Here is a 22,140-nt window from a genome sequence, read left to right as displayed (position 1 = left end):
ATGCGTAAAATTCTGCTTGTTCTGATGCTTTTATCTGCCGTTTCATCATCGGCTTTTTCCAAAGATTTCGAATATAAAATCTACTTTGGTCTGTCCAAACCTGATGGCGGCGCTGTTTCTCTTGCGGAGTGGCAAGCCTATGAAGCTGAGTTTGCAAAGGCATTTATAGGTTTCAATGTAGCTGAAACCGTTGGGTATTATAAAGGGGCGAAGGAACGATCCCGCCTGATTACCTTGATTATGGATGATTGCCGTGAAGCCAAGCTTGATGAAACACTTAAGCGGTATGTAGTCCGTTTTGATCAAGAAAGCGTACTAGTTGTGAAAACGAAGCTTGAGAGCTGGAAATCCGTTTCCAAAACGACGGTGACCAAACTCAATGACAAATGTGAGGGATAAATGGAATACGAACTGGCTTATAAATTTATCAATTTAGGTGTTTTACCAGCTTGGCTACTTTTATGGTTTTTACCTAAGTCACGAGTAACTGAGGTTATCGTACACAGCGGTTTCTATCCGCTGCTATTTGGTACAGTTTATACTATATTCCTAGTGCGCGGTATCTTCTTTGGGGCTGCGGCTGAAGGTGCTGGTATGTCGGATGCCGCGAGTGTTGCTGCTTTCTTTAGTCATCCCAACGGTGTTCTTGTAGGTTGGGTGCATTATCTTGTGTTTGATCTGTTTGTGGGCGCATGGATTGGTCGGGATGCTGAGCGGCACGGTTTCGCTTGGTATATTCGCATACCAAGCCAGTTATTTACCTTTGTATTCGGGCCGGTAGGGCTGTTGATTTATATGACCATCCGTAAACTAAAGGGCGTTGGGTTGGCGCTGAATGAAAATCACGCGAGTGCCTGACCCATTTCTCTGATCGCTTCAAGTTTTTGGTGGAAGGGTTTCCAGTCGTCATGCTCTGCGATGTGGGACCACAACTCTTCCACCTCTTCGATCAGCATGGTGCACGGTTTACCGTTCAGGAAATACGCGTTGCTTAGAGCAGCTTCATTTACCGGATTATAAGATTTTAGCGCTGCAATAAATTCACCATAGCTTGGCTTACTATAGCGGTGAGCCTCTGGGCCTGTCATCGCACGATCTTCGCTTGCACTACCGCCATACCAATCAAAGAAAAAGCGTTCGTATGGGAAATTCTCTGTGGTCATGAATTTATTTAAATGGGTGAGCAATTCATCATCAATCTTGTCACCCTTTGGCCTGATGCCCAAGCGCCGCAATAGCTTTTCCCGAATGGTGCGCAGATAAACCTCAGGATATACGGCAAGCACATCCTTCAAAGCCTGTTCTTCGCAAATATCTGCAAGTGCTCCGCCAAGTTGGTATATGTTCCAGTGCAGTGCATCTGGCTGACGACCAAAGGAATATAGGCCGTGTTCGTCAAAATAGGCGGCGGTGAAAGCAAGGTCCATTGTAGGCAGGAAGCGCCACGGACCAAAATCAAACACCTCACCTGTGATATTGATATTATCTGTGTTGAGAACACCGTGTACAAATCCGGCTGCCATCAGTTCAGCAGCTTGTATGGCAACTTTCTCAGTTACCAACGAGAGGAACTTGAGCGCACGATCTTGCGCTGAGCCAGACGGTGTCTCACTGTAATAATGAGTTAGGCAATAATCTACCAGCTTACTGATCAATTCAGTTTCCGTGAAATAAGCAAGTCGCTGGAAAGTACCAATGCGGATATGGCCGTGGTTAAGCCTTACCATAACAGCCGAGCGGGTTGGGGATGGTTCATCACCCCGGTGCAGGCTTTCACCTGTTTCAATAATAGAAAGTGTACGACTTGTATAAACGCCAAGTGCTTCCAAGAGTTCTGTTGCCAATATTTCCCGGTAACCACCTTTAAGAGTCAGGCGGCCGTCACCAGACCTGCTGTAGGGAGTGCGTCCGCTTCCCTTAGTGCCTAAGTCCATCAAACGGTTATTTTGGTCTCGCATCTGTGCAAACAAAAAGCCGCGACCATCCCCAATATCAGGATTATAATGCCTGAACTGATGCCCATGATACCGCTGGGCTATTGGCTCCATTAAATTGCCAGGTAGTGGATTAAACCGCCCAAAATGGTTTGCCCATTCTTCATCTGTTAGCCCATCAAGCCCAATTTCGTTGGCAGCTCGGTCGTTTCTGTACCGGATGATTGTTTTTGGGAAGTCGGCTGCTTCCACTTCATCGCCAAATCCTTGTCCAAGGGTAAGAAAAGTGGGTTCAGGCTTGTAATTTGGGCTAATAATCATGCTTCAGGGAAACCAAAATATACTTGTTTGTCAAATTCTGGTCGTGGGCGTTCAGTTGGTTGTTCTTCAGGGTGATCGCCAAGAAACATAAAACCAGCTATTTGCTCATGTTCACACAAGCCTAATCCTTTTGCCACATGACGGGAGGTTGATGCCCAACCGGTAAGCCACTGGCTTGCATAACCAAGGGCGGTGGCAGCAACTAGCATGTTCTGGCATGCGGCCCCTGCGGAAAGCCACTGTTCCCAGATCGGGATTGGACGTGCGCTTGATGGGCTGAATACTGCGATAATAAGCACAGGGCCTTGTGTGGCATACCCTTTCATTTTCTCGGCAACGGTTTCGCTGGCATTATTTTCTGCCTGCAGGGCTTCAGCAATCAAATCACCAAGCTTTTCCTTTTCATTACCTTCAAGTACAATGAAACGCCAGGGCGCAAGTTTGCCGTGGTCGGGCACGCGCATGGCAGCTTGTAATATCTGTGAGATAGTTTCTTTATCAGGGCCGCTACCAACCATATCACGGGCTTTTACACTACGGCGATTTAACAGTAGGTCCAAGGTTTTCGGATTTGGTGTATTGAATACACCTTTGGATGTATTTTCGTTATGCACGGTAATTTTACCTTCAGTTAACTAGTGGCTGGCCCTTTTCTACGTTATAGCTAATCACTCCGATGCTGAGAGGGAAGACATGATTAAAAATATTTTAGCGGCAACCGTAGTTTTTGGGGGAACAGCGGTAGTGAGCGCAGGGCCGGCACCACTTGGTGTTGATGAAAGCGCCACAGTTAATCCTGAAACAGGTATTCGCCTGCCGGAAGGTTTTAAAGCTACAGTATTTGCAGATGAAGTTGGTTTTGTTCGTCATATTGTTAAGGCGGATAATGGTTGGCTTTATGGCGCTTTGATGCGCCCGAAGAACCGTATGGGTCTGGTCGCTATGCGCGATACAGACGGCGACGGTGATGCAGATGAAACACTTTATTTTGGTAATAAACTACGTGGTACCGGAATCGGTATTTATGACGGGTACCTATATTTCGGTACTGATGTAAGCATTATGCGCTGGAAGCTGCCGGAAGAAGGCGGCGTTCCAACAGAAAAGCCTGAGCTTATTGCACATGGTTTTATTGAAAAACGCCAACATGCAGCGAAAAGCTTTGCGCTTGATGGTAAAGGCAACTTGTTTGTAAATGTTGGGGCGCCGTCTAATGCTTGTATGGAAAAAGCCCGTACTAAAGGCTCCCCTGGCATGAACCCATGCCCGATTCTAGAAGACTTTGGTGGTATCTGGCGCTTTAGTGCGACCGAGCAAAACCAACATCAGAAAGATGCGGAAAAATACGCAACAGGCGTGAGAAACGCTGTAGCGCTTGATTGGAATCCACATGCTGATGGCTTATATCTCGCGCAGCATGGTCGTGATCAACTTGCTGAGTTTTTCCCGGAGCATTTCACTGTCGAAGAAAGTGCTGAATTGCCAGCGGAAGAATTCCACCGCGTAGACAAGGGCTCTGACATTGGCTGGCCTTATAGCTACTATGACCATATTCAAGGCAAGCGTATGAAGATGCCTGAGTATGGCGGTGATGGCACTACCGAATCTGATATTGGTCAGATGCCGCTTGCTGGTTTCCCGGGGCACTGGGCACCAAACGACCTGCTCTTTATGACAAGTTCAAAAGCACCTGAGCCATACAAACATGGTGCCTTCATTGCATTCCATGGTAGCTGGAATCGGGCACCTATGCCTCAGCAGGGGTACCGAGTGGCGTTTGTTCCAATGGATGTTGCAGGCAAGGTTACAGGTAAGTGGGTGACCTTTGCAGATGGTTTTGCAGGTACGCAGGAGATCCGTTCTCCTCGTGATGCAAAACACCGTCCGATGGGCCTTGCAGAAGATCAGGATGGCTCGCTCTATATCTCCAGTCTGATGTCTGGTGGGCGTGTTTGGAAAGTGAGTTATGAAGCAAATTAGTATTCTATCAGCCCTCATCATTTTGGTGGGGGCTTTCTCTATGGCGGCAGCTCAAGAGGCTGACGTGAAGGTAACTGGTAAATCGCTTTACGAAGCTAATTGCGGCACATGCCATCAAATTGACGGTAGCGGCGTTATGTTCCTGCAACCAGAACTGATTGGTAGCGAGCGCGCAAATGGCCCCAAGGGCGGCGTAATCGATATGATCCTTTTGGGTAGCGCAGCTGTTGAGCCAGGCACCAGCGACTACGGCAATGAAATGCCGGGTTTTGATTTTTTAACTGATGAAGAAATTGCATTAATCGCATCCTATGTACGTACCAACTTTGAAAACGATGGCGGCTCCGTTAGCTCTACTGACGTTCAGTCTCGCCGCAAACAGCGCTGATAGTCTTCCTGAAGAAATTGATGTAACCGCCGAACGCCTTAAAACCAAAGCCATAGGACAGAGCGTTACAACAATTGATGTAGAGGTTAGTGTTGCGCTTAGAATTGATAGCCTCCTGTCTGAAGTGCCGGGAGTTGGCCTGTTCAGGCGCGCGAACAGCTTAAGTGCTCACCCAACTATTCAGGGCCTCAATATGCGAGGTGTTGGTGCAAACGGGGCTGGCCGCGTGCTTGTAACGTATGATGGCGTGCCTATCACTGATCCGTTCGGCGGTTGGGTATATTGGAGTGGTTTGCCTAAACAGGCGATCAAGGAACTCCGTGTTCAAAAAGGTGGTTCGGCTGGTTCAGGTGGTGCACAGGCGCTTGTAGGCCGGGTTGATATTATTTCTGACGTGCCTGAGGAAAGCGGCGGTTTTGCCTCTGCATCTCTTGGTGCCTTTGATAGCTATGACCTTAATGGCGGATTGTCTCTTGTTGGTGAAAAGGGCTATGTAAGTGTCACAGCAGGACACTTTGAAAGCGATGGCTTTTTCCTTTTGAACGAAGATCAGCGTGGCCCCATTGATACAAAGGCAGCCAGTGAAGCAACATCTGCTTCCATCAAGGCTCGTTACGCGCTTAGCGACAGTACGACGATTTTCCCAACTCTGCGCTACTACCGTGAAGAGCGGGAAAATGGTTTTGAAGAAGGTTTGAATGAAACCGAAGCCATTGATGCATCGCTGCGGGTGCTTCATGAAACGAGTTCTGGCGCAGTCTATGAGGTGACCAGTTATTACCGTGACCGTCAGTTTAATAATGTATTCGTAGCAGCACGAGATGAACGTACAGTAGCACGCCCGGTACTAGACCAATTTGATATCCCAGGATGGGGAGCAGGCTTCCTTGCCCGTGTTCAGTGGCATGGTTTTGAGGCGGGTGTTGATGGCCGCAGGAACAGTGGTGAAACCAATGAACGTTTCCGCAATCTTGGAGCAGGCTTTACCCGTGTTCGCCGTGCAGGTGGGGATCAGTGGATTGTTGGTGCATACGCAGATTATCAGGCAGATGAAACTTGGGGATCATTCAGTGGCTCTCTGAGGGTTGACCGCTACAAAACCTATAACGGTGAACGGGTTGAAACCAACCTTGAAGATAGCTCTGAGGTTAGAAATGATCAGATTGAAAACCAGAGCGATTGGATATGGTCTGGCCGCATCGGGGCTGAACGCCGTATCACTGGCGCTATTGATATTAAAGGTGCAGCCTATAAAAGCTGGCGCTTGCCGACACTGAATGAATATTACCGTCCGTTCCGAGTGGGCAATGATATCACAGAAGCTAACCCAAACCTTGAGGCAGAAACACTTTACGGCGTTGAGGTTGGCATTGAATATCAGCCGCTTAATAACGTGGAGGCCAACATCACTTTCTTCCGCAATTGGCTGAAGGATGGTGTAGGGAATATCACCGTAGGCTTTGGCCCTGGTTTCTTCCCTCTGGGCGGGTTTGTACCGAATGGTGGTGTGCTGCGCCAACGGGCAAACATTGATGAAAGCATCACAGACGGCATTGAATTTGATGCGTCTCTTGGACTTCAGAATGGCTTAAGTTTTGGGGTAGCTTATCTGTTTGCTGATAGCCGGATTAGTGATTTTGATGCGCGGCCAGAACTTGAAGGCTTACGGCCAGTTCAAACACCAAAACATAGTTTCACACTAAGTGCGGAAAAGCGCTGGCAAGGGGCTTGGTTGAAGGTTGAAGGCCTTTATCGTTCTGGTCAGTTCGACGATGATCTGAATGAACGCAGGCTTGATGATATCTTCACAGTGAATGCTGCAGCAAGGTTTGAAGTGAAAGAAGGGATTACCGCTTTTGCTAATATTGAGAACCTGTTTGATGCTGAGGTGATTTCAGCACTTTCAGCAACAGGCCTTGAAACCATCGCTCAGCGCCGCTTCTGGCAGGTGGGTCTTGAGGTAACGTTTTAGCTACTTGCGTTAAGTGGGAAATCGGGTTACTGATCGCTTTATAACTAAGGTGCATAAGCATCAATAAAACATATGCGACAGGAGACGACCCATGAAACTACTTAACGCTACATTTGTAACTATTGCTGCGCTTTCGCTTGGCGCTTGTGCTGTATCTATCGAAGGCGGTAACGGCCGCTATGATGATCATCACAACAATTACCTGACTGTAACGCTACCATCTGGTGATCGTGATGAGTTCAGCTGCCCGACAGAGATGCAAATCTTTGTGGAAGATAACCGTGCACAAGGTGGCGGCCTTACATATGGTTGCCGTTCGGTTGATGCTGAAGAAGGCTAGACCCTCAATAAGCTAAACAAATGTAGCCGGCCTATTTAATAGAGCCGGCTATTTTTATACTTAAAGCCAGCGACGTACACGCTTGCAGTAACAATCATATTCTTCACCGAATGATTGGCGCATGAAGGCCTCTTCATCTTCGATGATTTTTCCAATGAGGATAGCGGTAGCTAACATGGAGAAAATCGTAATAGGCCCTGATACAGCTAGCGCTGCGCCGATCACGAAAATCATAATGCCCACATAAATCGGGTTGCGGCTGTAATTGTATAGGCCGCTTGTGATAAGGTTCTGGCTATCTTCTTTATTTTCAGGAATGCCGATACGCCAGCTCTTACCCATATCAATTTGGCTCAAGATGGCGATGCCAATACCGAGTGCCATAAGCGTAACTCCAAATACAGAAAATGGATGGGTGAAACTATAAACCAGCTGATCCAGCTTCGGAATGAACGGCCGTACGAGCAGATAGCCATCCAACACAATTGCGACGATTGATGCCATGCTTTCAGAACGTGTTTTCTTTTTTGAAAGGACGGAGAGCACGGACACGCTCTCTTTTCTGGAAAGGAACAGGATACGAGAAAACCCCCAAATAAGGGCAATGTTGATCAGGGCAACTGGGCCCCATAATACGATGAATTCTGCAGTGAACATATGCGTCTCCGGTAGCAGTATAATTGAAACGCTACGGATAATAAAATCTGTAGCAACTACAGAATCAAGGTGTTTTTTATAGGCCTGCGCTATGAATGTTTCGCACAGGCCTTCCTGCTGTCGTGGGCAGGTTATTTCAGCGGTACATATATGTCGGTGATCATTTCGCGTTCGGACACATCCGGGAATAGAGTAACCCTGTGGAAAAACATCGGGAAATCTCCCGGGGTTTCATCAGCATCTATCAACAGGTTCTCAAAAAGATTGGAACAAGTTTCCCCGATAGTTTCATCGCGTCCAATATGCCTGAGCACGGCACAGCGGTTTGCGGGGATGGTTTTGGTTACGACCCCATATGAATTTTCTGCTACGTCATGCGTGGTGGATGCGCATATGTCAAACCGGAAGTCGGTGGGTGTGGTTAGGAAAGGGTCATCATAAACGATGTTGTAGGTTTCGCTAATTTGTGGAGATAGTCCGACTTCTTTGCGCCATGCGATGAATGTCTGTACAGAACTGAGAATTGTATTGGGATTGCCTCTGTGTTCCAGCACTGCAATTTTTGTTTCAGGGAAATCAATGAAAGTGAGATCGGTTGTTGAGGGTGATTGGGACATAATTAAACTTCTAGCCTCGCTAATGGGTTTAAGTTGTTCGTACCAAAAGCACCAGTCAGGTGTTTTCCGAAAAAGAGAAGGAGACTGTTGAAATACTTTCTTGAAAGCCCGTGAAAAGGATTCAGAATTTTCATAGCCCGCATCAAAAGCGATTTCTGTTATTTGGAGTTCTTTACGGAAAGCTAACTGGTAGGAAGCTCGTTTAAGCTTTAGAAGTTGAACATAGTTGCCGATATTTACGTTGGCATGTTCAGCAAAAGCACGGTGAAAATGATACATTGAAAAACAGGCTATCTGGCTCAATTGGGTAACGGATAGCGATGTATCCAAATGAGCGTCTATATGATCGATTACTCGTTCAAGCCGTTTTTGTGTTTCTGTTTGCATCATGCTTCCTTTTCTTTGGTGAGGCTAAGATGCAAGCGTATGGCCGCAACTTCCTGACAGTAATTGCGGAGTTCCAAAATAAAGTAAAGAAGCCTTAGTGCGGTGGTTGTGAACGTTCTTCAATACTACTGTTTAGGTGTGTTTGAATAGTATCAAGAGCAACAAGAACATCCAGTGGCTTGGAAAGATAGTCTCTGAAGCCCAGCTCGCGCACTTTGTCCTGTGTTGTGGTTGTCACATCCGCTGTAATCGCGACAATAGGTACGTCTATGGTGCGAGGGTCTTTTTGTAGAACGGAGAAAGCTTCAAGACCACTCATCCCGGGCAAGTTCAGGTCCATCAGGATCAGATCGTACCCCTTTCTTTTTGCTAGCTCGATACCGAGTTCTGCTGTAGGGCAACTTTCCATTTCGACGCTATCGACATTCTTAAGTAAATGTTCCAGAAGCAGGATATTGGAAGGATTGTCTTCGATGTACAGTAATTTTGCCCGCGTATTTCTGGAAATTGGGCGATTATGCTGTTTTTCATCATACGTATATTTGTAGCTTGATTGCGTCTCACTGAAGGGGATTTCGATCCAGAAACTTGTGCCAGCAGGTGAGCTTTTAAAGTCGATGGAACCATTCATCATTTGGATTAAGGTCTGTGAAATAGAAAGACCAATACCAGTTCCTTCAACAATAGTGTTTTCATGTCCTAACCTGGCAAATGGTGTGAAGATAGTATCTGATTTGTCAGCAGGTATACCAATGCCTGTATCTTCCACAAGTATCCTTAGATTTGTGTCGGCTTCCTCGCATCGGATACGCACTGAACCATTCGGTTTGTTGTATTTAACAGCATTGCTGATGAGGTTTAACAAAACCTGCCGAAGTCGCATTTTGTCTGCTGTAATGATGTAATCTTCGTGGGCGGTGAAATCTATTTTGACATCAATTTCATACTTTTCGGCAAGAGGCGCAATAAGCTCTTTGCAGGAAGCGATAACTTCGGAGCTATTTGTATCTCCTAGCACAATATCAATGGCGCCGTTTTCAATTTTGGATAAATCCAGCACATCGTTGATAAGGGCGAGCAGATGGTCACCGCTTCTAAGAATAAGCCTCAAAGATTCTTGCTGCTGCTTATTCAGAGGGTTGTTGTTATCCATCTGTAAGAGCTGGGCAAAACCAAGCACAGCATTGAGGGGGGTGCGCAGTTCGTGGCTCATGGAAGATAAGAATTCGGTTTTTGCTTTATTAGCGCGTTCGGCTTCTTCCTTAGCTTCCAACAGATTGTTTTGGGCTTCGGTTTGTTCTGTCAGGTCTCGTACAATCCCGGTGAAATATAGCTCACCGCCCAACTTTGTCTCGCTTACCGCTAGATAAAGGGGAAATATTGAACCGTCTTTTCGCTGCCCTTGTACTTCCCTGCCTATGCCGATGATTTTGGCCTTGGATGTTTCAACATAAGACTGAATGTAACCGTCATGTTCTTTTTTGTAGGGAGTAGGCATCAGCATTTTAACATTCTGTCCAATCATTTCTGATGATTGATAGCCAAATAGTTCCTCTGATGCTGGGTTGGCCGCATTAATGATACCTCGATTATCAATCAGGATCATGCCGTCTACGACAGTATCCCAAACGGCTTGAAGGCGGCTGCTTGAGGACCGAGCGTCTGTTTGCAGCCGTTTATATTGTTGCGCGAGATAAGCTGCGGCCCACATGGGGATGGTGCTAAGGAGGTTTGTGAGCAACATGGAAACCGAAACATCCTGCCCGTAACGATAAAAGACACCTGATATATTGAGAGCAGTGAGGACGACCACGGTCATATACGGGACATTTGTGCTGGTGAAGTTTACCGAGCAAAGTACCACACCAATAAGGGCGAATTCACCTAATGCGGGTGGAATAATTTCTGGTCTGAACAGGCTATAGGAAACAGCGTAGATTAACAGAAATATGGAGATAATGAGGAGTTGCCAGGGCGCTAGAGAAAATCTGGAGAAAAGAGCCGGCATACGTTTTTGTCTCCCTAAAAAGGATAATAAGCCCCCGTTTAAAATATTACTGATTTACTCTTGATTTGAACCATACTCTAAAAACGGGAATTTTCCAAACCTATTGGGAAAATAAAAAGCAGGCTCTGAGCCTGCTTTTTTAGTGTGCTATGTCTGAATGATTACTCGTCGGCTGCCAGCCTCTTGGCAATTTGCTGGAAGGCAGAGATAGTTTCGTCCTTCTGCATTTTGTTTTCCGGGTTGGTGAAGCCTTTGTTTGCACTGGTTTTTGCAATGATAATGTTTGTGCTTGGGTCTACATATATAAACTGGTGGTAAATACCCGAGGCCATATAGTCACCTCGTGGTTTGGACGGTGTCCACCACTGGAAACCGTAACCGTAAGGTGTATCTGATCCCGGATTGTTAAAGCCAGCCATCAAGTGAGGAGCGCTTGGAGTTACGCTGTCTTTCACCCACTGTGCTGGAACAATGCGTTCCCCGTTCCAATTTCCTTCATGAAGATAGAGCCTCCCCAAACGCGCCATATCCCTTAGGCTTACAGACATGCCGCCCATAGCCACTTCCATGCCTTCACCATCAATAGCCCAAATACCTTCATGCTCCATACCAATTGGCTGCCAGATTTTCTCCTGAAGATAGTCTGTAAGGGTTTTGCCAGTGACATTTACAAGCATCATGCCGAGAACATGGGTGTCTACACTAACATAGTTATTGAAAGTGCCGGGTTCGCGTTCACTTATGAGGCTCGTTGCAAAATCATCAAGTGACCCGCCGGTTGCGATGGCCATAGACATACGGTTTACGTCGGAGGAGAGATCACCATAATCTTCTGTAAAGCGAATACCGGATGACATCGTTAGAATATCCCTGATGATCACGCCATCATAACCACTACCTTTGAGTTTCGGTACATACTTGGTGATTGGATCATCGATACTTTCAATAAGACCGTCTTCGATCGCAATCCCAATAAGTGCGGAAACAAAAGATTTGGTGACTGAGAACATGTTATGGCGGTCAGTATCTTTCTCGCCCTGATAATATTCCTCAAACAAAATGGTGTCGTCTTTTACAACAAGCAGACCTGTTGTCCCTGTGAGCTCGAGGAATTCGTCTAAATCCTTAGTCTTCCCGTCATATTCATACTGTTGTGGGATAGTCTGCTCAGCGCGTTTGAACTCCCATGGCGTGCTGGTTTTAATCACAGAATGAGGGAATTTGGCGGAACTTGTCCGGAAGTTTTCTGTGATCTTTTCCGTATCGTAAAAAGTCGCAAGCTCATAAAAGCCCAAACCGAAGTTCACAGCTACATAGCCGCCATAAAGCACTGCGCCAGCGATAGCTACCTTAACGCCTGTTTTCCAAGAAAAAGCCACGGATATCCTCCCCATTCCGATTAACCCCTGTCTTTATGACCTAAATCAGAATGGGAAAAAGTCACAGAAAAAATGTGAGAAGGCTATAAGGCTGCGTTCAGCTTAAGCACATCCCAATATCCCTTTTTTATCTCCATGCGTTCCCCATATCCTTTTTCAAGCATCAATTTATGAACTTCCTTGAGGCGATAGCAGGGTACAAATGGCAGCACATGGTGCTCGATATGATAGTTAACCCAGTATGGAGCTACTGTTGCGCGTTCAAAGATGTTTGCGAGCGTGGTGCGGCTGTTTTTAAGTGGGTCTTCAAGGTCAGGCATGGTGCAATGTTCGGCTATATTTCTGATCCGAAGCACCAGCATATATGTGGTGGCTAGAGGTAATAGCCACATTAAGAAATAAAGCTCAGGCATGCCTGCGAGGAAGAAGCCAGCGAACATTACTGCATTCATGAAAATTGGACCTGCATAGAAATCAAACAGGCGTTTTCCGCGGCCTTCCTTTTCTCCCCAGAAATAACGGAACAGACCGACATTGGTACGGACAAATGCAATACCTGTAAGGTCACGTAGGAATTTCCGTGCCATACTTGGTTTAGTCACTGGAAAGGGAGTGTATAGGAAGTTCTCAGGGTCTTTCTCCGTGCGGGTAAAACGGTGATGGGCCATATGGCGAATACGGTATCCATGCACGTTTAACAGCACGGGCCAGGCTGTAAACCACTGGGTAACTCGTTCATTTAGGTTCCGGGTTCTAAAAAGCATGCCGTGGCTGCCTTCATGCATAAGGATTGAAAGCCCTAACTGACGACCGCCTACAACGATAAGCATTACCAAAAATGTAACTGGATTAGGGAGTAGTAGATACAGTGCCCAGGCTGCGGCAATCATTGCCCAGCAGTGAAAGACCAGCCAGAAACCCCACGCGTCAGACCGTTGCCTGATCCGGTGGCTTTCTTCCTTGGTTAATATATCAGATGGCTTGATTACCTGCCACTGCGTCGAAGAATGTTTTGCCATGATATTGTCCCGTTATCCTTGAGTTATTATTTGGCGCAATTAGGTTTTATGGCAAGTAAATCTGATACCTATCCGGGATGTTATAGAAGGCCGTAGCGGCATTAAGTGGAAATTGACCTTTTGCACAGATACTTGCATGAATACTGCATAGGAATATTCATGAGAAATTTGCTGTTTATTTTGGTTATAGCTTTGTTTGTGCCGTCACACTATGCAGTAGCTGACGAAGCACTTATCCAGCAACTGTCGGATAATCCGCTAATAGCGGAACCTATGCTGTCAGAAGATGGCCATTTCATTTCTGCTTATACACGAGAAACGAAGGAAGCTCAGCTTTCTGTTTGGCGTTGGGAAAAGGGGTTCTCGAATAGGGAGAAACTTCCGTACCAACGATCACAAGTTCTTTGGACCGCTTGGGTCGGTGATGGCCGTCTTTTATTGTCGCTTAAAGAAAGTGGTCTTGTTCTTTATGATGCTCATATTAAGCGTTTGAAACCGCTTATAGAAAACGGAGGGCCAAGGCCTGATGAGTTACGTCCGGTGTTATTGAGCGCAATTCCGGATGATCCGACCAATATTTTAATGCAGTGGGAAGACCCAAAAGTTAAGGGTTACCCAGCTGTGTACCGAGTGGATGCAGTGAGAGGTGTTTCGACGAAGATTATCAGCGCGTGGGCGCCGGTTATCCGCTGGTGGGCTTCTCCTGAAGGGGAAGTGAAACTTGGAGAAGGTTTTCAGGGCAATAACCATATCCTCTTAGGGCCTGACGTGGCTGGTAGTTGGAAGGTTATCTCAAAGCACGATTACATTACGGGCACGCCGCCTGCGGTTCTTTCTGTTGAAACAGGTGGTGCGACAGCACTTACACTTTCAGCGCATGCCAGTGATAAGAAAGCTCTTTGGCGGCTGGATATTAATAGCGGTGATTTTATAGATCGGCTGGCTGGGCATCGAGGATATGATATTGCTTCTGCTCTCATACATCCCGGCGCTGACGTTGTTTTTGGGGCAGTTTTCTATGCAGAAGGGCGGGAGGCTTTTGTATGGCAAAAAGGCTTTAAAGAGGAACTTCAATTTGTTGCGAATAAGATTGGAGAGGACAATGTTTCTTTCCTTTCCAGTAGTAGGGACGGCAGGGTGAAACTTTTTATGGTGGACTATAGTCACCGCCCCCCGTCTTATGTGCTTTATAAAACAGCGAAGAAAGAAGCAGTGCTGCTACCTGAGCATAAGTATAGCTTGCTGCCGATGGTTCAAACGGAAAGTGCTTTCATTCCGGTAGCGAAAAGAAAGCTTATGCATACATTGATATCCTCGCCCAAAGGCGGCGACAAAGGGAAAGCAATTCTATATCTACACGGGGGTCCTCAAAGCCGGGCAGTGCGCGCATTTGATCCGCAAGTGTCTCTATTGGTTGCCATGGGCTTCACGGTGGTACAACCGAATTTCAGAGGTTCTAAAGGATATGGTGAAGCCTGGAGGAAAGCAGGGTATGGAGAATGGGGAGGCACCATGCAGCGCGATATATCCGCAGCAATTGATTGGGTAATCTCAAGTGGTTATGCGACTAGTGATAGGCTTTGTATAATGGGGGGGTCTTATGGCGGATATGCCGCCATGATGGCGCTAGCGTTTGATAGTCATAAACTGGCTTGCGGCATTAGCCTTAATGGTATTGCCTCCCTCAATGATTATGTAGAAAATTTCCGGGGAAGTCGGTTTGGTTACCTTAGCCTTTCTGCTATTGTTGGTGATAGCAGTGAGAAAGCACTGTTCCAGAAATCACCACTCCATAAGGCCAATTTAATAAGAGATCCGCTGCTATTACTGCACGGAACCAGTGATAGTGTTGTGCCGTTTCTTCACAGCCAAAAGATGGCGCGTCGGCTTCTGTCTTTACGGAAAGAGGTTGAGTTTGTCGCTCTTAATGATGTTGGTCATGTGCTGAATGCACCGCAAGCATGGTCTGTGTATTTGAAGTATTTGCAAGAATTTCTTGAGGACCATGTGCGCGACTGAACAATGCCACCTCCCAGTAGGGTGAGAGATGGCATCTATTCCGGCGGCAGACCATATAAGGGAGTGCGATAACCTTAATTGTCGCCGGAAATTCTTATGTTATTTCAGGCTGGGCCATATTTTTCCGGGGTCTTCCCGTTTTTCGTTCTTATAGGTTTCAATATGGACATGTGGCCCTGTTGATTGGCCGGTATTGCCTACGAAGGCAACGACATCACCTTCTTCTATTCTGTCGCCAACAGATACAGCATAGCTATCTAGGTGCGCAAAAAGTGTTGTGATGCCGCTGGTTGATTGAAGCACTACTACTTTGCCCCATTTCGGATTGTTTTGGTAAACATCTGTTGCTGCCACAACGTAGGAATTGGCTGGGGCAAAGATAGGCGTGCCAATTGGGGCTGCCATATCAATTCCCTTATGAACCCTGCCTTCACGCATTGCTTCATAGGCTTGGGATTTGCAACCATCTACAATAGGTGCCAGTTCATTTCTGAAGGGAAGATTGATTTGTCCAATAGCATGCGCTGTACTTGCCAGTGTTACTGACCCCCCTAGAACTCCCAAGAGGAAAGCTAGAAGGATGGCTTTATCGCGTTTTGGCTTGCGAGATGGGCCTATCCCTTTCATAATAGTCTCAATTCTCATTTTGTTACTCCACAAGTTGTGATTTGAGAAGGAAGCAGGCGGGCATTGCAGTGCCATTCCTGCTGGCTTGCGCAAAGCTGAAAGCAGTGCTTCTGCATAAGCTTTGCGCATTTTTTTCGTGGCCCGTTTCAGGGCGAAGTTATCCGCTCTGATTTCACAGGCGTTATGCCATGCTACGATCAACTTCTTTAAGAATGGATTGAACCAGAAGAGGGCTGATAATAATGCAAGGGCTGTCGCGATCTCGGGATCTTTTTTCCGGATATGCATTTGTTCATGGCGGATAATAAGAGCTTGTTGCTCTTTCGTTGTTGTTTCTAAAAGATCCTTCGGAAAAATTACGGCTCGTGTTGGCCAGCCAAAAGCATATGGCGGTATGTTTTTTTCAGAAATGCGGATGTCTTCTGCTGTATCAGATGTTTTTGCAAAGTGGGCAATGCGCGCTAGCTTGAAGTAACTAATGCTAAATCGTAGAAGGCTGATACTGCACCCTGCGGCAAGCAAAAGTTGAAGGGCGTCTACCATATTATTTTCAGATGTAGGCAGGCTTACAACCGTATTGAAGTTTGTAGTGCTTGCAATGTAATCTAGGTTTGGCAACCAAATGTTGGTTGGTAACATGGGCATCGTTTCCGGGAATAAAATCCCTAAATACGGGGCAAACGTTAGCGCGATAAGAACCAAAACCACATTGGGGTCATCATGAAGGCTTTGAATATGTTTGCGCAGAATCCGGTGCATCAAAAGTAATGCTGCCGCCCATACAATATGAAGCAGAAGAGCAGGCATTATGATTGTTCGCTTTCGTCAAAGTCTTTCATAAGTTTTTCAAGTTCTTTGATTTCATCTGGTTCGAGGATTTCACTGCCAGTGAACATGGAACCAGGTAGGGGGCCTTTTACTTCCAGTACTCTGCTGATGAAATCACGGGTCATGCTGGCGAGTGTGGATACTTTTTCTACTTGTGCTGTGTAAACCCGCACACCATGGAGTTCCCTCATAGCGACCATATCTTTGCCAACCATACGTTCCAGTGTTTTGCGGGTTGTTGAAAAACTCCAGCTCTTTGAAACACTAACTTGCTCATGAATTTCACGAGCACTCAATTCGCCCTTACTCCAAAGCGCTTTAAGGAGCGGAAGCTCACTTGGGGAAATTTTCATAATGACCTCACATTCATTTGTCGCAAATATGTGACAAGTGTCACATAGAGTCAAGGCACGAATGAAAAGAAAGTAAATGTAGGCATTAGGTAGGCTGATTCATGTGGTTTTCTGAACAGTTGTAAATCTTATTGGAGTGAAATCAGAATGAAGGGCAGTGGAGTAAACGAGTGCTTTTTCAAGGCTTTGAGCCATTTTTTCTGAAAATTAATCGTTTTTTCCTTCTGAATCTTACAGTTTTATGTTCTTAAATGTGGCGGGCGCTCTTTTTAAAGGCAAAGAGCCATGGGAGTTATCTGCGCAGAAAGACGCAGAAATACAGATTAATAATCAAGGGGTAAGTTTGTGAGCACAGTTGACGTTTCGACCGAAGGGTCGCAGCAACGAGAGCTGCTAGGACATCCTATAGGGCTAAGTATTTGTTTCCTGACAGAAATGTGGGAACGTTTTTCATACTACGGTATGCGGACAATTCTTGTTCTTTATCTAGTGAAGTATCACCTTTTCAGCACTGAGAAATCTAGCCTAATCTACGGGGCTTATGCGGGCCTTGTTTATATGATGCCGATCCTTGGTGGCTATTTTGCTGACCGTTATCTGGGTAGCCGTAAGGCCGTTACATATGGCGCGATATTACTGGTGGCGGGCCATAGTTTGATGGCGCTGCACGGCCCACGTGCCGAGCGGTATTATGCATTTGATGGCGCGGAATATCAGGTTTCCTATCAGCAAGCAATTGCAGGCGATAATAGCTCGGAATTTGAAGTTGTCGCTATTAATGGATCGAATTTTAAAGTTGAGAAAGTCAAGAATACTGAGGGCCAGACAACTGGCGTGAAGCTCGTTGGCCTCGATGCTGCGCAAGGTACAATGAAGGAGTATGCAAACGGTAGCTTTGATACTCGTATCGTTCAGCACAATGAATATCTGAATATTTTCTTCTTTTCTTTAGCACTTATCATTACTGGTGTTGGCTTTCTGAAAGCAAATATTTCAACAATCGTTGGTGCATTATACGGCCCGAACGATCCACGACGTGATGGTGGGTTTTCTATCTTCTACATGGGTATTAACCTAGGTTCGCTTTTCTCTACTGCGCTCGTCGGCTATGTTGGTGAAGTATATGGCTGGAACTATGGTTTTGGTCTGGCAGGTATTGGTATGCTGTTTGGCCTGTTTGTATTCCTATGGGGACAGAAACTTCTTGATGGCCGTGCTGAACCACCGCGCCCAGAGGTGCTTAAGGAACGTTCGCCGATTGGTTTGAACAAAGAATGGGCAATTTATGTATTTGGCCTTGGTCTTGTTGTACTTAGCTGGCTGCTTATTCAGTATCAAAGTTTTGTAGGTACTCTACTTGGTGCTTCTGGTTTTGTGATGATAGCTATCATCGTTGCTTATGCCTTTATGAAATGTGAGGCAGAAGCACGAGATCGCCTCTTTGTAGCAGCATTCTTGATTGCTATTCAGTCAGTATTTTGGGCTCTATTTGAACAGCAGGCTGCTTCGCTAACACTTCTTGCTGACCAGCAGTTTAATTTGGATGTTATTGGTTTTAGTTTCCGTGCCTCTCAAGTACAGCTTCTGAACCCGCTCTTTATCGTGCTTTTAGCACCGGTAATGGCATGGCTATGGGTTGCATTAGCACGTAAATCTGTTGAGCCATCAACGCCTGGTAAATTCGGTATTTCAATGTTGCTTATCGGGCTTGGTTATATCGTATTTGCATGGGGCCTAGGCATGGAAAGTGGCACTGATAAGAGTTTCCTATGGCTTGTATTTATCTATCTATCGCTAACACTTGCTGAGCTTTGTTTGAGTCCGGTTGGGTTATCAATGGTTACAAAACTGAGTGTACCAAGTATCGTTGGTATGATGATGGGTACATGGTTCCTGTTTACAGCTCTTGGTAATTACGTTGCAGGTTGGATTAGCTCGTTGACAGGCAGCGGTGAACACGGCGGTGATTCAGGCACGTTGGATATTGGGGCTGTAATCAGCGTTTATACCGATATTGGTCTTCTCAGCGTTGGGGTTGGTATATTTATCCTTGTACTAACACCAATCATGCGGAAAAGAATGCACGGCGTTCACTAGTGTAAGTGTTTACGAAAGAAAAAACGGCGAGGTTTCCCTCGCCGTTTTTTTAGCCATTTTTCCATGAGGCGTATGTACCGCCAGCTGCTCTATGTCGCTCTACCGCTGTGCCGTAGAAACTACCATTGGGGCCTAATGAATCTGCCCATATGAGCGGGCACCAGAGAAGTCCTCCATTTACAGAATCAATTTCATTGGAAGTAAGTTTCTCAATTGATTGACGTTTATCAGTGGATGTTTTTTTCATTTTTACACCTATTAATTGTTGATGACATAGTATTATCAATTATCGATTGATTAGTAAACGTATAAGTATAGAATTGCTCGCAAACTATTAAACGTAAGTTGTACCAGTGCTATAGTGACACATACTGTTTTGCTTGTTAGGGTTTCGCCTGATCTGTCAGACACATGGCAGACATAGGGAGACCAACATGAAAAATTATAAAGTTCGAATGGGCGCTATTGCTCGTTCTGCGGCTAGCGTGCTTGTGCTTGGGACAGTGCTTGCAGCGTGCGGCCCGGAAGGCACCACCGAACAAGGTGCTTTCGTTGAAATCAACAAAGATCCATATCCATCCAGTTATACACCGCTTCCATCTGAAACCACGCTAATTACTGGCGCGAATATTCTTGACGGTAAAGGCGGCATGATTGAGGGGGGCTCAATCCTGCTGGAAAATGGTAAGGTTAAGGCTATTGGTGCCTCTGTGGAAGCGCCAGCTGGTGCACGTGTTATTGAAGCGAATGGCCGCTGGGTAACACCGGGTATTATCGATGTACACAGCCACCTTGGTGTGTATCCAAGCCCGGGTACAGGTTCGCATTCTGATGGAAATGAAATCGGTGAGCCAGTAACCGCAGGGGTTTGGGCCGAGCATAGTGTTTGGCCGCAGGACCCGGGCTTTGGCCGGGCAGCAGCAGGTGGTGTAACAGCGCTTCAAATTCTACCGGGGTCGGCAAACCTTATTGGTGGTCGCTCAGTAACCCTCAAGAATGTACCGGGCCGTGTTGCACAGGACATGAAATTCCCGGGTGCTCCGTATGGCCTGAAGATGGCATGTGGTGAAAACCCGAAGCGTGTTTATGGCCGCGGCAATAACCCTGTAAGCAAACGCCCGTCAACTCGGATGGGTAACGTGCACGGTTACCGTCAGGCATGGTCTGACGCTGAAGCTTATAAGCGCGAATGGGATAAGTATGAGCGTGATTATAAAGCTGGTAAAGATGTACTGCCACCGAAGCGTAATCACCGTATGGAAACACTTGTAGGTGTACTCGACGGTGAAATTAAAGTGCATATGCACTGCTACCGCGCTGACGACATGGGCACAATGCTTGATCTGATGAAAGAGTTTAATTATCAGATCGCCAGTTTCCAGCATGGTGTTGAAGCTTATAAAATTGCAGACCGTTTAGCAGAAAACAATGTTTGCGGTGCCTTGTGGGCTGATTGGTACGGCTTCAAAATGGAAGCATACGATGGTATCAGGGAAAATATTCCTTTCATGCACAAAGCAGGCGCTTGCGCTATTGTTCACTCTGATGATGCTGGCGGTATTCAGCGCCTGAACCAAGAAGCTGCAAAGGCGCTGGCTGATGGTAATAAGGTTGGTCTGAATATTTCGAAAGCTGATGCATGGCAGTGGCTGTCTTTAAACCCTGCTAAGTCGCTTGGTATTGATAATGTTACTGGTACGCTTGAAGTTGGTAAAAACGCAGATGTTGTTCTTTGGTCTGCTGATCCATTCAGCGTTTATGCGAAGGCAGATATCACATTTGTAGATGGTGCTGTTGTGCATGATCGCAGCGATGCTTCCAAACGCCGAGTATCTGATTTTGAACTGGGTATGCCTGGTGAAGGAGACGTGAAATGAAGATGATGAAATCTCTCATTGGTGCTGCAGCAGCGATTGCGCTCTCCGGCACGGCTCTCACCGCAGTTTCCGCTGAAGATATCGCTATCACAGGCGGTACAGCTTATACAAATGGCGGTAAAGGCAAAGTGGAAAACGCAACCATCCTTATGTCTGACGGAAAGATTGTTTCAGTGGCTTCTGGTGGTGATGTACCATCAGGTTACCGTACAGTTGATGCTTCAGGTAAATGGGTAACCACTGGCTTTATGGCTGCATCAGGCTCTATCGGATTGGGTGAAGTTGGCTCTTGGGCTGATAACAGTGATGCGTCTGCCGCGAAGGCGAAAGACGGTATCGCTCTTGATGTCAAGTACGGCCTGAACCCTCGCAACACACGTGTTGAAATTACACGTATTGAAGGGGTCACCCACGCACTTTCTCACTTCAGCAGTGCGAAAGACCAGTGGGTTGGCACAGGTGCTGTTGTTCGTCTAGCTGGTGATACACCAGGTGAAATGATCATCAAAAACCAGGCGATGATTTATTTGGATGCTGATGAAGGCTCTGCCCGTTCAAATGGTGGCAGTCGTTCTGTTCTCTGGCCGGCAATTATCAAGAAATTGAAAGATGCCAAGCCAAAGGATGAAGCAGAAAAAGAAGATAAGGAAGGCGATGACAAGAAGGATAAAAAGCCCAAAGAGAAAAGCGTAGCTGAAAAGAATCTTGCAGCTCTCTTTGCTGGTGATACATCCCTTGTTGTTTATGCACACCGGGTAACTGACATTGAACAGGCAATTGCGCTTAAGGAAATGTTTGGTTTCAAGGTGATTGTAATGGGTGCTCGCGAAGCTTGGATGGTAGCTGATAAACTTGCTGCAGCCAGTATCCCTGTAGTTCTTAATCCGCATGATAACTTGCCATCTCGTTTTGATATGCTGGCTTCAACGGGGGCTAATGCTGCTCGCTTGAATGCTGCGGGTGTGAAAATTGCCTTCTCACCAGTTGATACATCAAACACACGCCTGCTGCCGCAGGCTGCGGGTAATGCTGTGGCTATGGGGCTTCCTTGGGAAGCTGCCGTTGATGCGATGACTGTAAACCCAGCTGAGATCTTTGGTGTTAGCGGTACATACGGTACGATGGCAACAGGCAAAGATGCTGATGTTGTGGTATGGAATGGTGACCCACTTGAATTGATGACAAGCCCGGACGCTGTCTTTATCGCGGGTGAGCAAATTCCACTCGTATCACGCCAAACCAAGCTTCGGGACCGTTACCTGAATATTCCAAGGGCACCTGGTTTAAACTAAGGTATTCTGGAAGGAACGATAAGAAAGCCGAGGGTTCCCTCGGCT

Annotated in this window: 20 protein-coding genes; 10 read left to right on the top strand and 10 right to left on the bottom strand. The window is 46.4% G+C overall.

Annotation, left to right across the window (positions count from 1 at the left end; genetic code table 11):
- Positions 1-399 (top strand): DUF3574 domain-containing protein, encoded by a 399-nt coding sequence (locus KFE96_RS16380; protein ID WP_255833615.1) that lies wholly within the window; start codon positions 1-3, stop codon positions 397-399.
- On the top strand, positions 400-858 hold the full coding sequence (locus KFE96_RS16375; RefSeq protein ID WP_255833614.1) for an ABA4-like family protein: 459 nt from the start codon (positions 400-402) through the stop codon (positions 856-858).
- Here KFE96_RS16375 and KFE96_RS16370 read toward each other — a convergent pair.
- Both KFE96_RS16370 and KFE96_RS16365 read right to left on the bottom strand, forming a co-directional pair.
- A complete protein-coding gene (locus tag KFE96_RS16370) occupies positions 843-2,255 on the bottom strand; it encodes a protein adenylyltransferase SelO family protein (RefSeq protein ID WP_255833613.1) in 1,413 nt (470 codons plus the stop codon). The two genes, KFE96_RS16375 and KFE96_RS16370, sit on opposite strands and share 16 nt — an antisense overlap.
- Positions 2,252-2,869, bottom strand: a complete 618-nt coding sequence (locus KFE96_RS16365; protein WP_255833612.1) for a nitroreductase — start codon at positions 2,867-2,869, stop codon at positions 2,252-2,254. The genes KFE96_RS16370 and KFE96_RS16365 overlap by 4 nt, the downstream gene beginning before the upstream one ends.
- A 79-nt stretch (positions 2,870-2,948) precedes the next feature.
- Here KFE96_RS16365 and KFE96_RS16360 point away from each other — a divergent pair, with 79 nt between their 5' ends.
- The 4 genes from KFE96_RS16360 to KFE96_RS16345 all read left to right on the top strand — a co-directional run bounded on the left by KFE96_RS16360 (position 2,949) and on the right by KFE96_RS16345 (position 6,935).
- The gene (locus KFE96_RS16360) at positions 2,949-4,235 is read left to right on the top strand and encodes a sorbosone dehydrogenase family protein (protein ID WP_255833611.1); all 1,287 of its coding nucleotides are present in this window, start codon (positions 2,949-2,951) and stop codon (positions 4,233-4,235) included.
- Positions 4,222-4,623 carry a cytochrome c gene (locus tag KFE96_RS16355; RefSeq protein ID WP_247017074.1) on the top strand — a complete coding sequence of 134 codons (402 nt, stop codon included), beginning with the start codon at positions 4,222-4,224 and terminating at the stop codon, positions 4,621-4,623. The genes KFE96_RS16360 and KFE96_RS16355 overlap by 14 nt, the downstream gene beginning before the upstream one ends.
- Positions 4,571-6,595, top strand: coding sequence for a TonB-dependent receptor (locus KFE96_RS16350; protein ID WP_255833610.1), 2,025 nt, complete (start codon positions 4,571-4,573; stop codon positions 6,593-6,595). Before KFE96_RS16355 ends, KFE96_RS16350 begins: the two co-directional genes overlap by 53 nt.
- Positions 6,596-6,686: 91 nt before the next feature.
- Positions 6,687-6,935 carry a hypothetical protein gene (locus KFE96_RS16345; protein ID WP_255833609.1) on the top strand — a complete coding sequence of 83 codons (249 nt, stop codon included), beginning with the start codon at positions 6,687-6,689 and terminating at the stop codon, positions 6,933-6,935.
- 60 nt (positions 6,936-6,995) lie between these two features.
- Here the strand turns inward: KFE96_RS16345 and KFE96_RS16340 are convergent, their stop codons facing one another.
- The 5 genes from KFE96_RS16340 to KFE96_RS16320 form a co-directional block, all read right to left on the bottom strand.
- A complete protein-coding gene (locus tag KFE96_RS16340; protein WP_255833608.1) occupies positions 6,996-7,592 on the bottom strand; it encodes an isoprenylcysteine carboxylmethyltransferase family protein in 597 nt (198 codons plus the stop codon).
- Positions 7,593-7,723: 131 nt separating this feature from the next.
- Entirely contained in the window at positions 7,724-8,599 is an 876-nt protein-coding gene (locus KFE96_RS16335) for a GyrI-like domain-containing protein (protein ID WP_255833607.1), read from the bottom strand.
- A gap of 91 nt (positions 8,600-8,690) precedes the next feature.
- Entirely contained in the window at positions 8,691-10,604 is a 1,914-nt protein-coding gene (locus KFE96_RS16330) for a PAS domain-containing hybrid sensor histidine kinase/response regulator (RefSeq protein ID WP_255833606.1), read from the bottom strand.
- A 161-nt stretch (positions 10,605-10,765) separates the two neighbouring features.
- Positions 10,766-11,983 carry a serine hydrolase gene (locus KFE96_RS16325; protein ID WP_255833605.1) on the bottom strand — a complete coding sequence of 406 codons (1,218 nt, stop codon included), beginning with the start codon at positions 11,981-11,983 and terminating at the stop codon, positions 10,766-10,768.
- An 83-nt stretch (positions 11,984-12,066) separates the two neighbouring features.
- Positions 12,067-13,002 (bottom strand): fatty acid desaturase family protein, encoded by a 936-nt coding sequence (locus KFE96_RS16320; protein WP_255833604.1) that lies wholly within the window; start codon positions 13,000-13,002, stop codon positions 12,067-12,069.
- Positions 13,003-13,161: 159 nt separating this feature from the next.
- Here KFE96_RS16320 and KFE96_RS16315 point away from each other — a divergent pair, with 159 nt between their 5' ends.
- Entirely contained in the window at positions 13,162-15,021 is a 1,860-nt protein-coding gene (locus KFE96_RS16315) for a S9 family peptidase (protein WP_255833603.1), read from the top strand.
- A gap of 99 nt (positions 15,022-15,120) precedes the next feature.
- Here KFE96_RS16315 and KFE96_RS16310 read toward each other — a convergent pair whose 3' ends face one another.
- Together KFE96_RS16310 and KFE96_RS16305 are read right to left on the bottom strand one after the other, a co-directional pair.
- Positions 15,121-16,455, bottom strand: a complete 1,335-nt coding sequence (locus KFE96_RS16310; RefSeq protein ID WP_255833602.1) for a M23/M56 family metallopeptidase — start codon at positions 16,453-16,455, stop codon at positions 15,121-15,123.
- A complete protein-coding gene (locus KFE96_RS16305) occupies positions 16,455-16,829 on the bottom strand; it encodes a BlaI/MecI/CopY family transcriptional regulator (RefSeq protein ID WP_255833601.1) in 375 nt (124 codons plus the stop codon). The genes KFE96_RS16310 and KFE96_RS16305 overlap by 1 nt, the downstream gene beginning before the upstream one ends.
- A 345-nt stretch (positions 16,830-17,174) precedes the next feature.
- Here KFE96_RS16305 and KFE96_RS16300 point away from each other — a divergent pair, with 345 nt between their 5' ends.
- Entirely contained in the window at positions 17,175-18,926 is a 1,752-nt protein-coding gene (locus KFE96_RS16300) for a peptide MFS transporter (protein ID WP_255833600.1), read from the top strand.
- Between the two features lie 49 nt (positions 18,927-18,975).
- Here the strand turns inward: KFE96_RS16300 and KFE96_RS16295 are convergent, their stop codons facing one another.
- Positions 18,976-19,173: a hypothetical protein gene (locus tag KFE96_RS16295; protein ID WP_255833599.1), complete on the bottom strand. Its 198-nt coding sequence runs from the start codon at positions 19,171-19,173 to the stop codon at positions 18,976-18,978.
- Positions 19,174-19,360: 187 nt separating this feature from the next.
- On the opposite strand from KFE96_RS16295, the gene KFE96_RS16290 reads away from it, so the two are divergent.
- Complete coding sequence (locus KFE96_RS16290; RefSeq protein ID WP_255833598.1) at positions 19,361-20,803, top strand: amidohydrolase; 1,443 nt, start codon at positions 19,361-19,363, stop codon at positions 20,801-20,803.
- The gene (locus tag KFE96_RS16285; protein WP_255833597.1) at positions 20,800-22,095 is read left to right on the top strand and encodes an amidohydrolase family protein; all 1,296 of its coding nucleotides are present in this window, start codon (positions 20,800-20,802) and stop codon (positions 22,093-22,095) included. The genes KFE96_RS16290 and KFE96_RS16285 overlap by 4 nt, the downstream gene beginning before the upstream one ends.
- Positions 22,096-22,140 lie beyond the last annotated feature (45 nt).

The organism is Kordiimonas sp. SCSIO 12603 (assembly GCF_024398035.1).
In the GTDB taxonomy this organism is placed as follows: Bacteria; Pseudomonadota; Alphaproteobacteria; order Sphingomonadales; family Kordiimonadaceae; genus Kordiimonas.
Note: the sequence above shows the minus strand (reverse complement) of the source record. Positions and strands in the feature narration are given on the sequence as shown.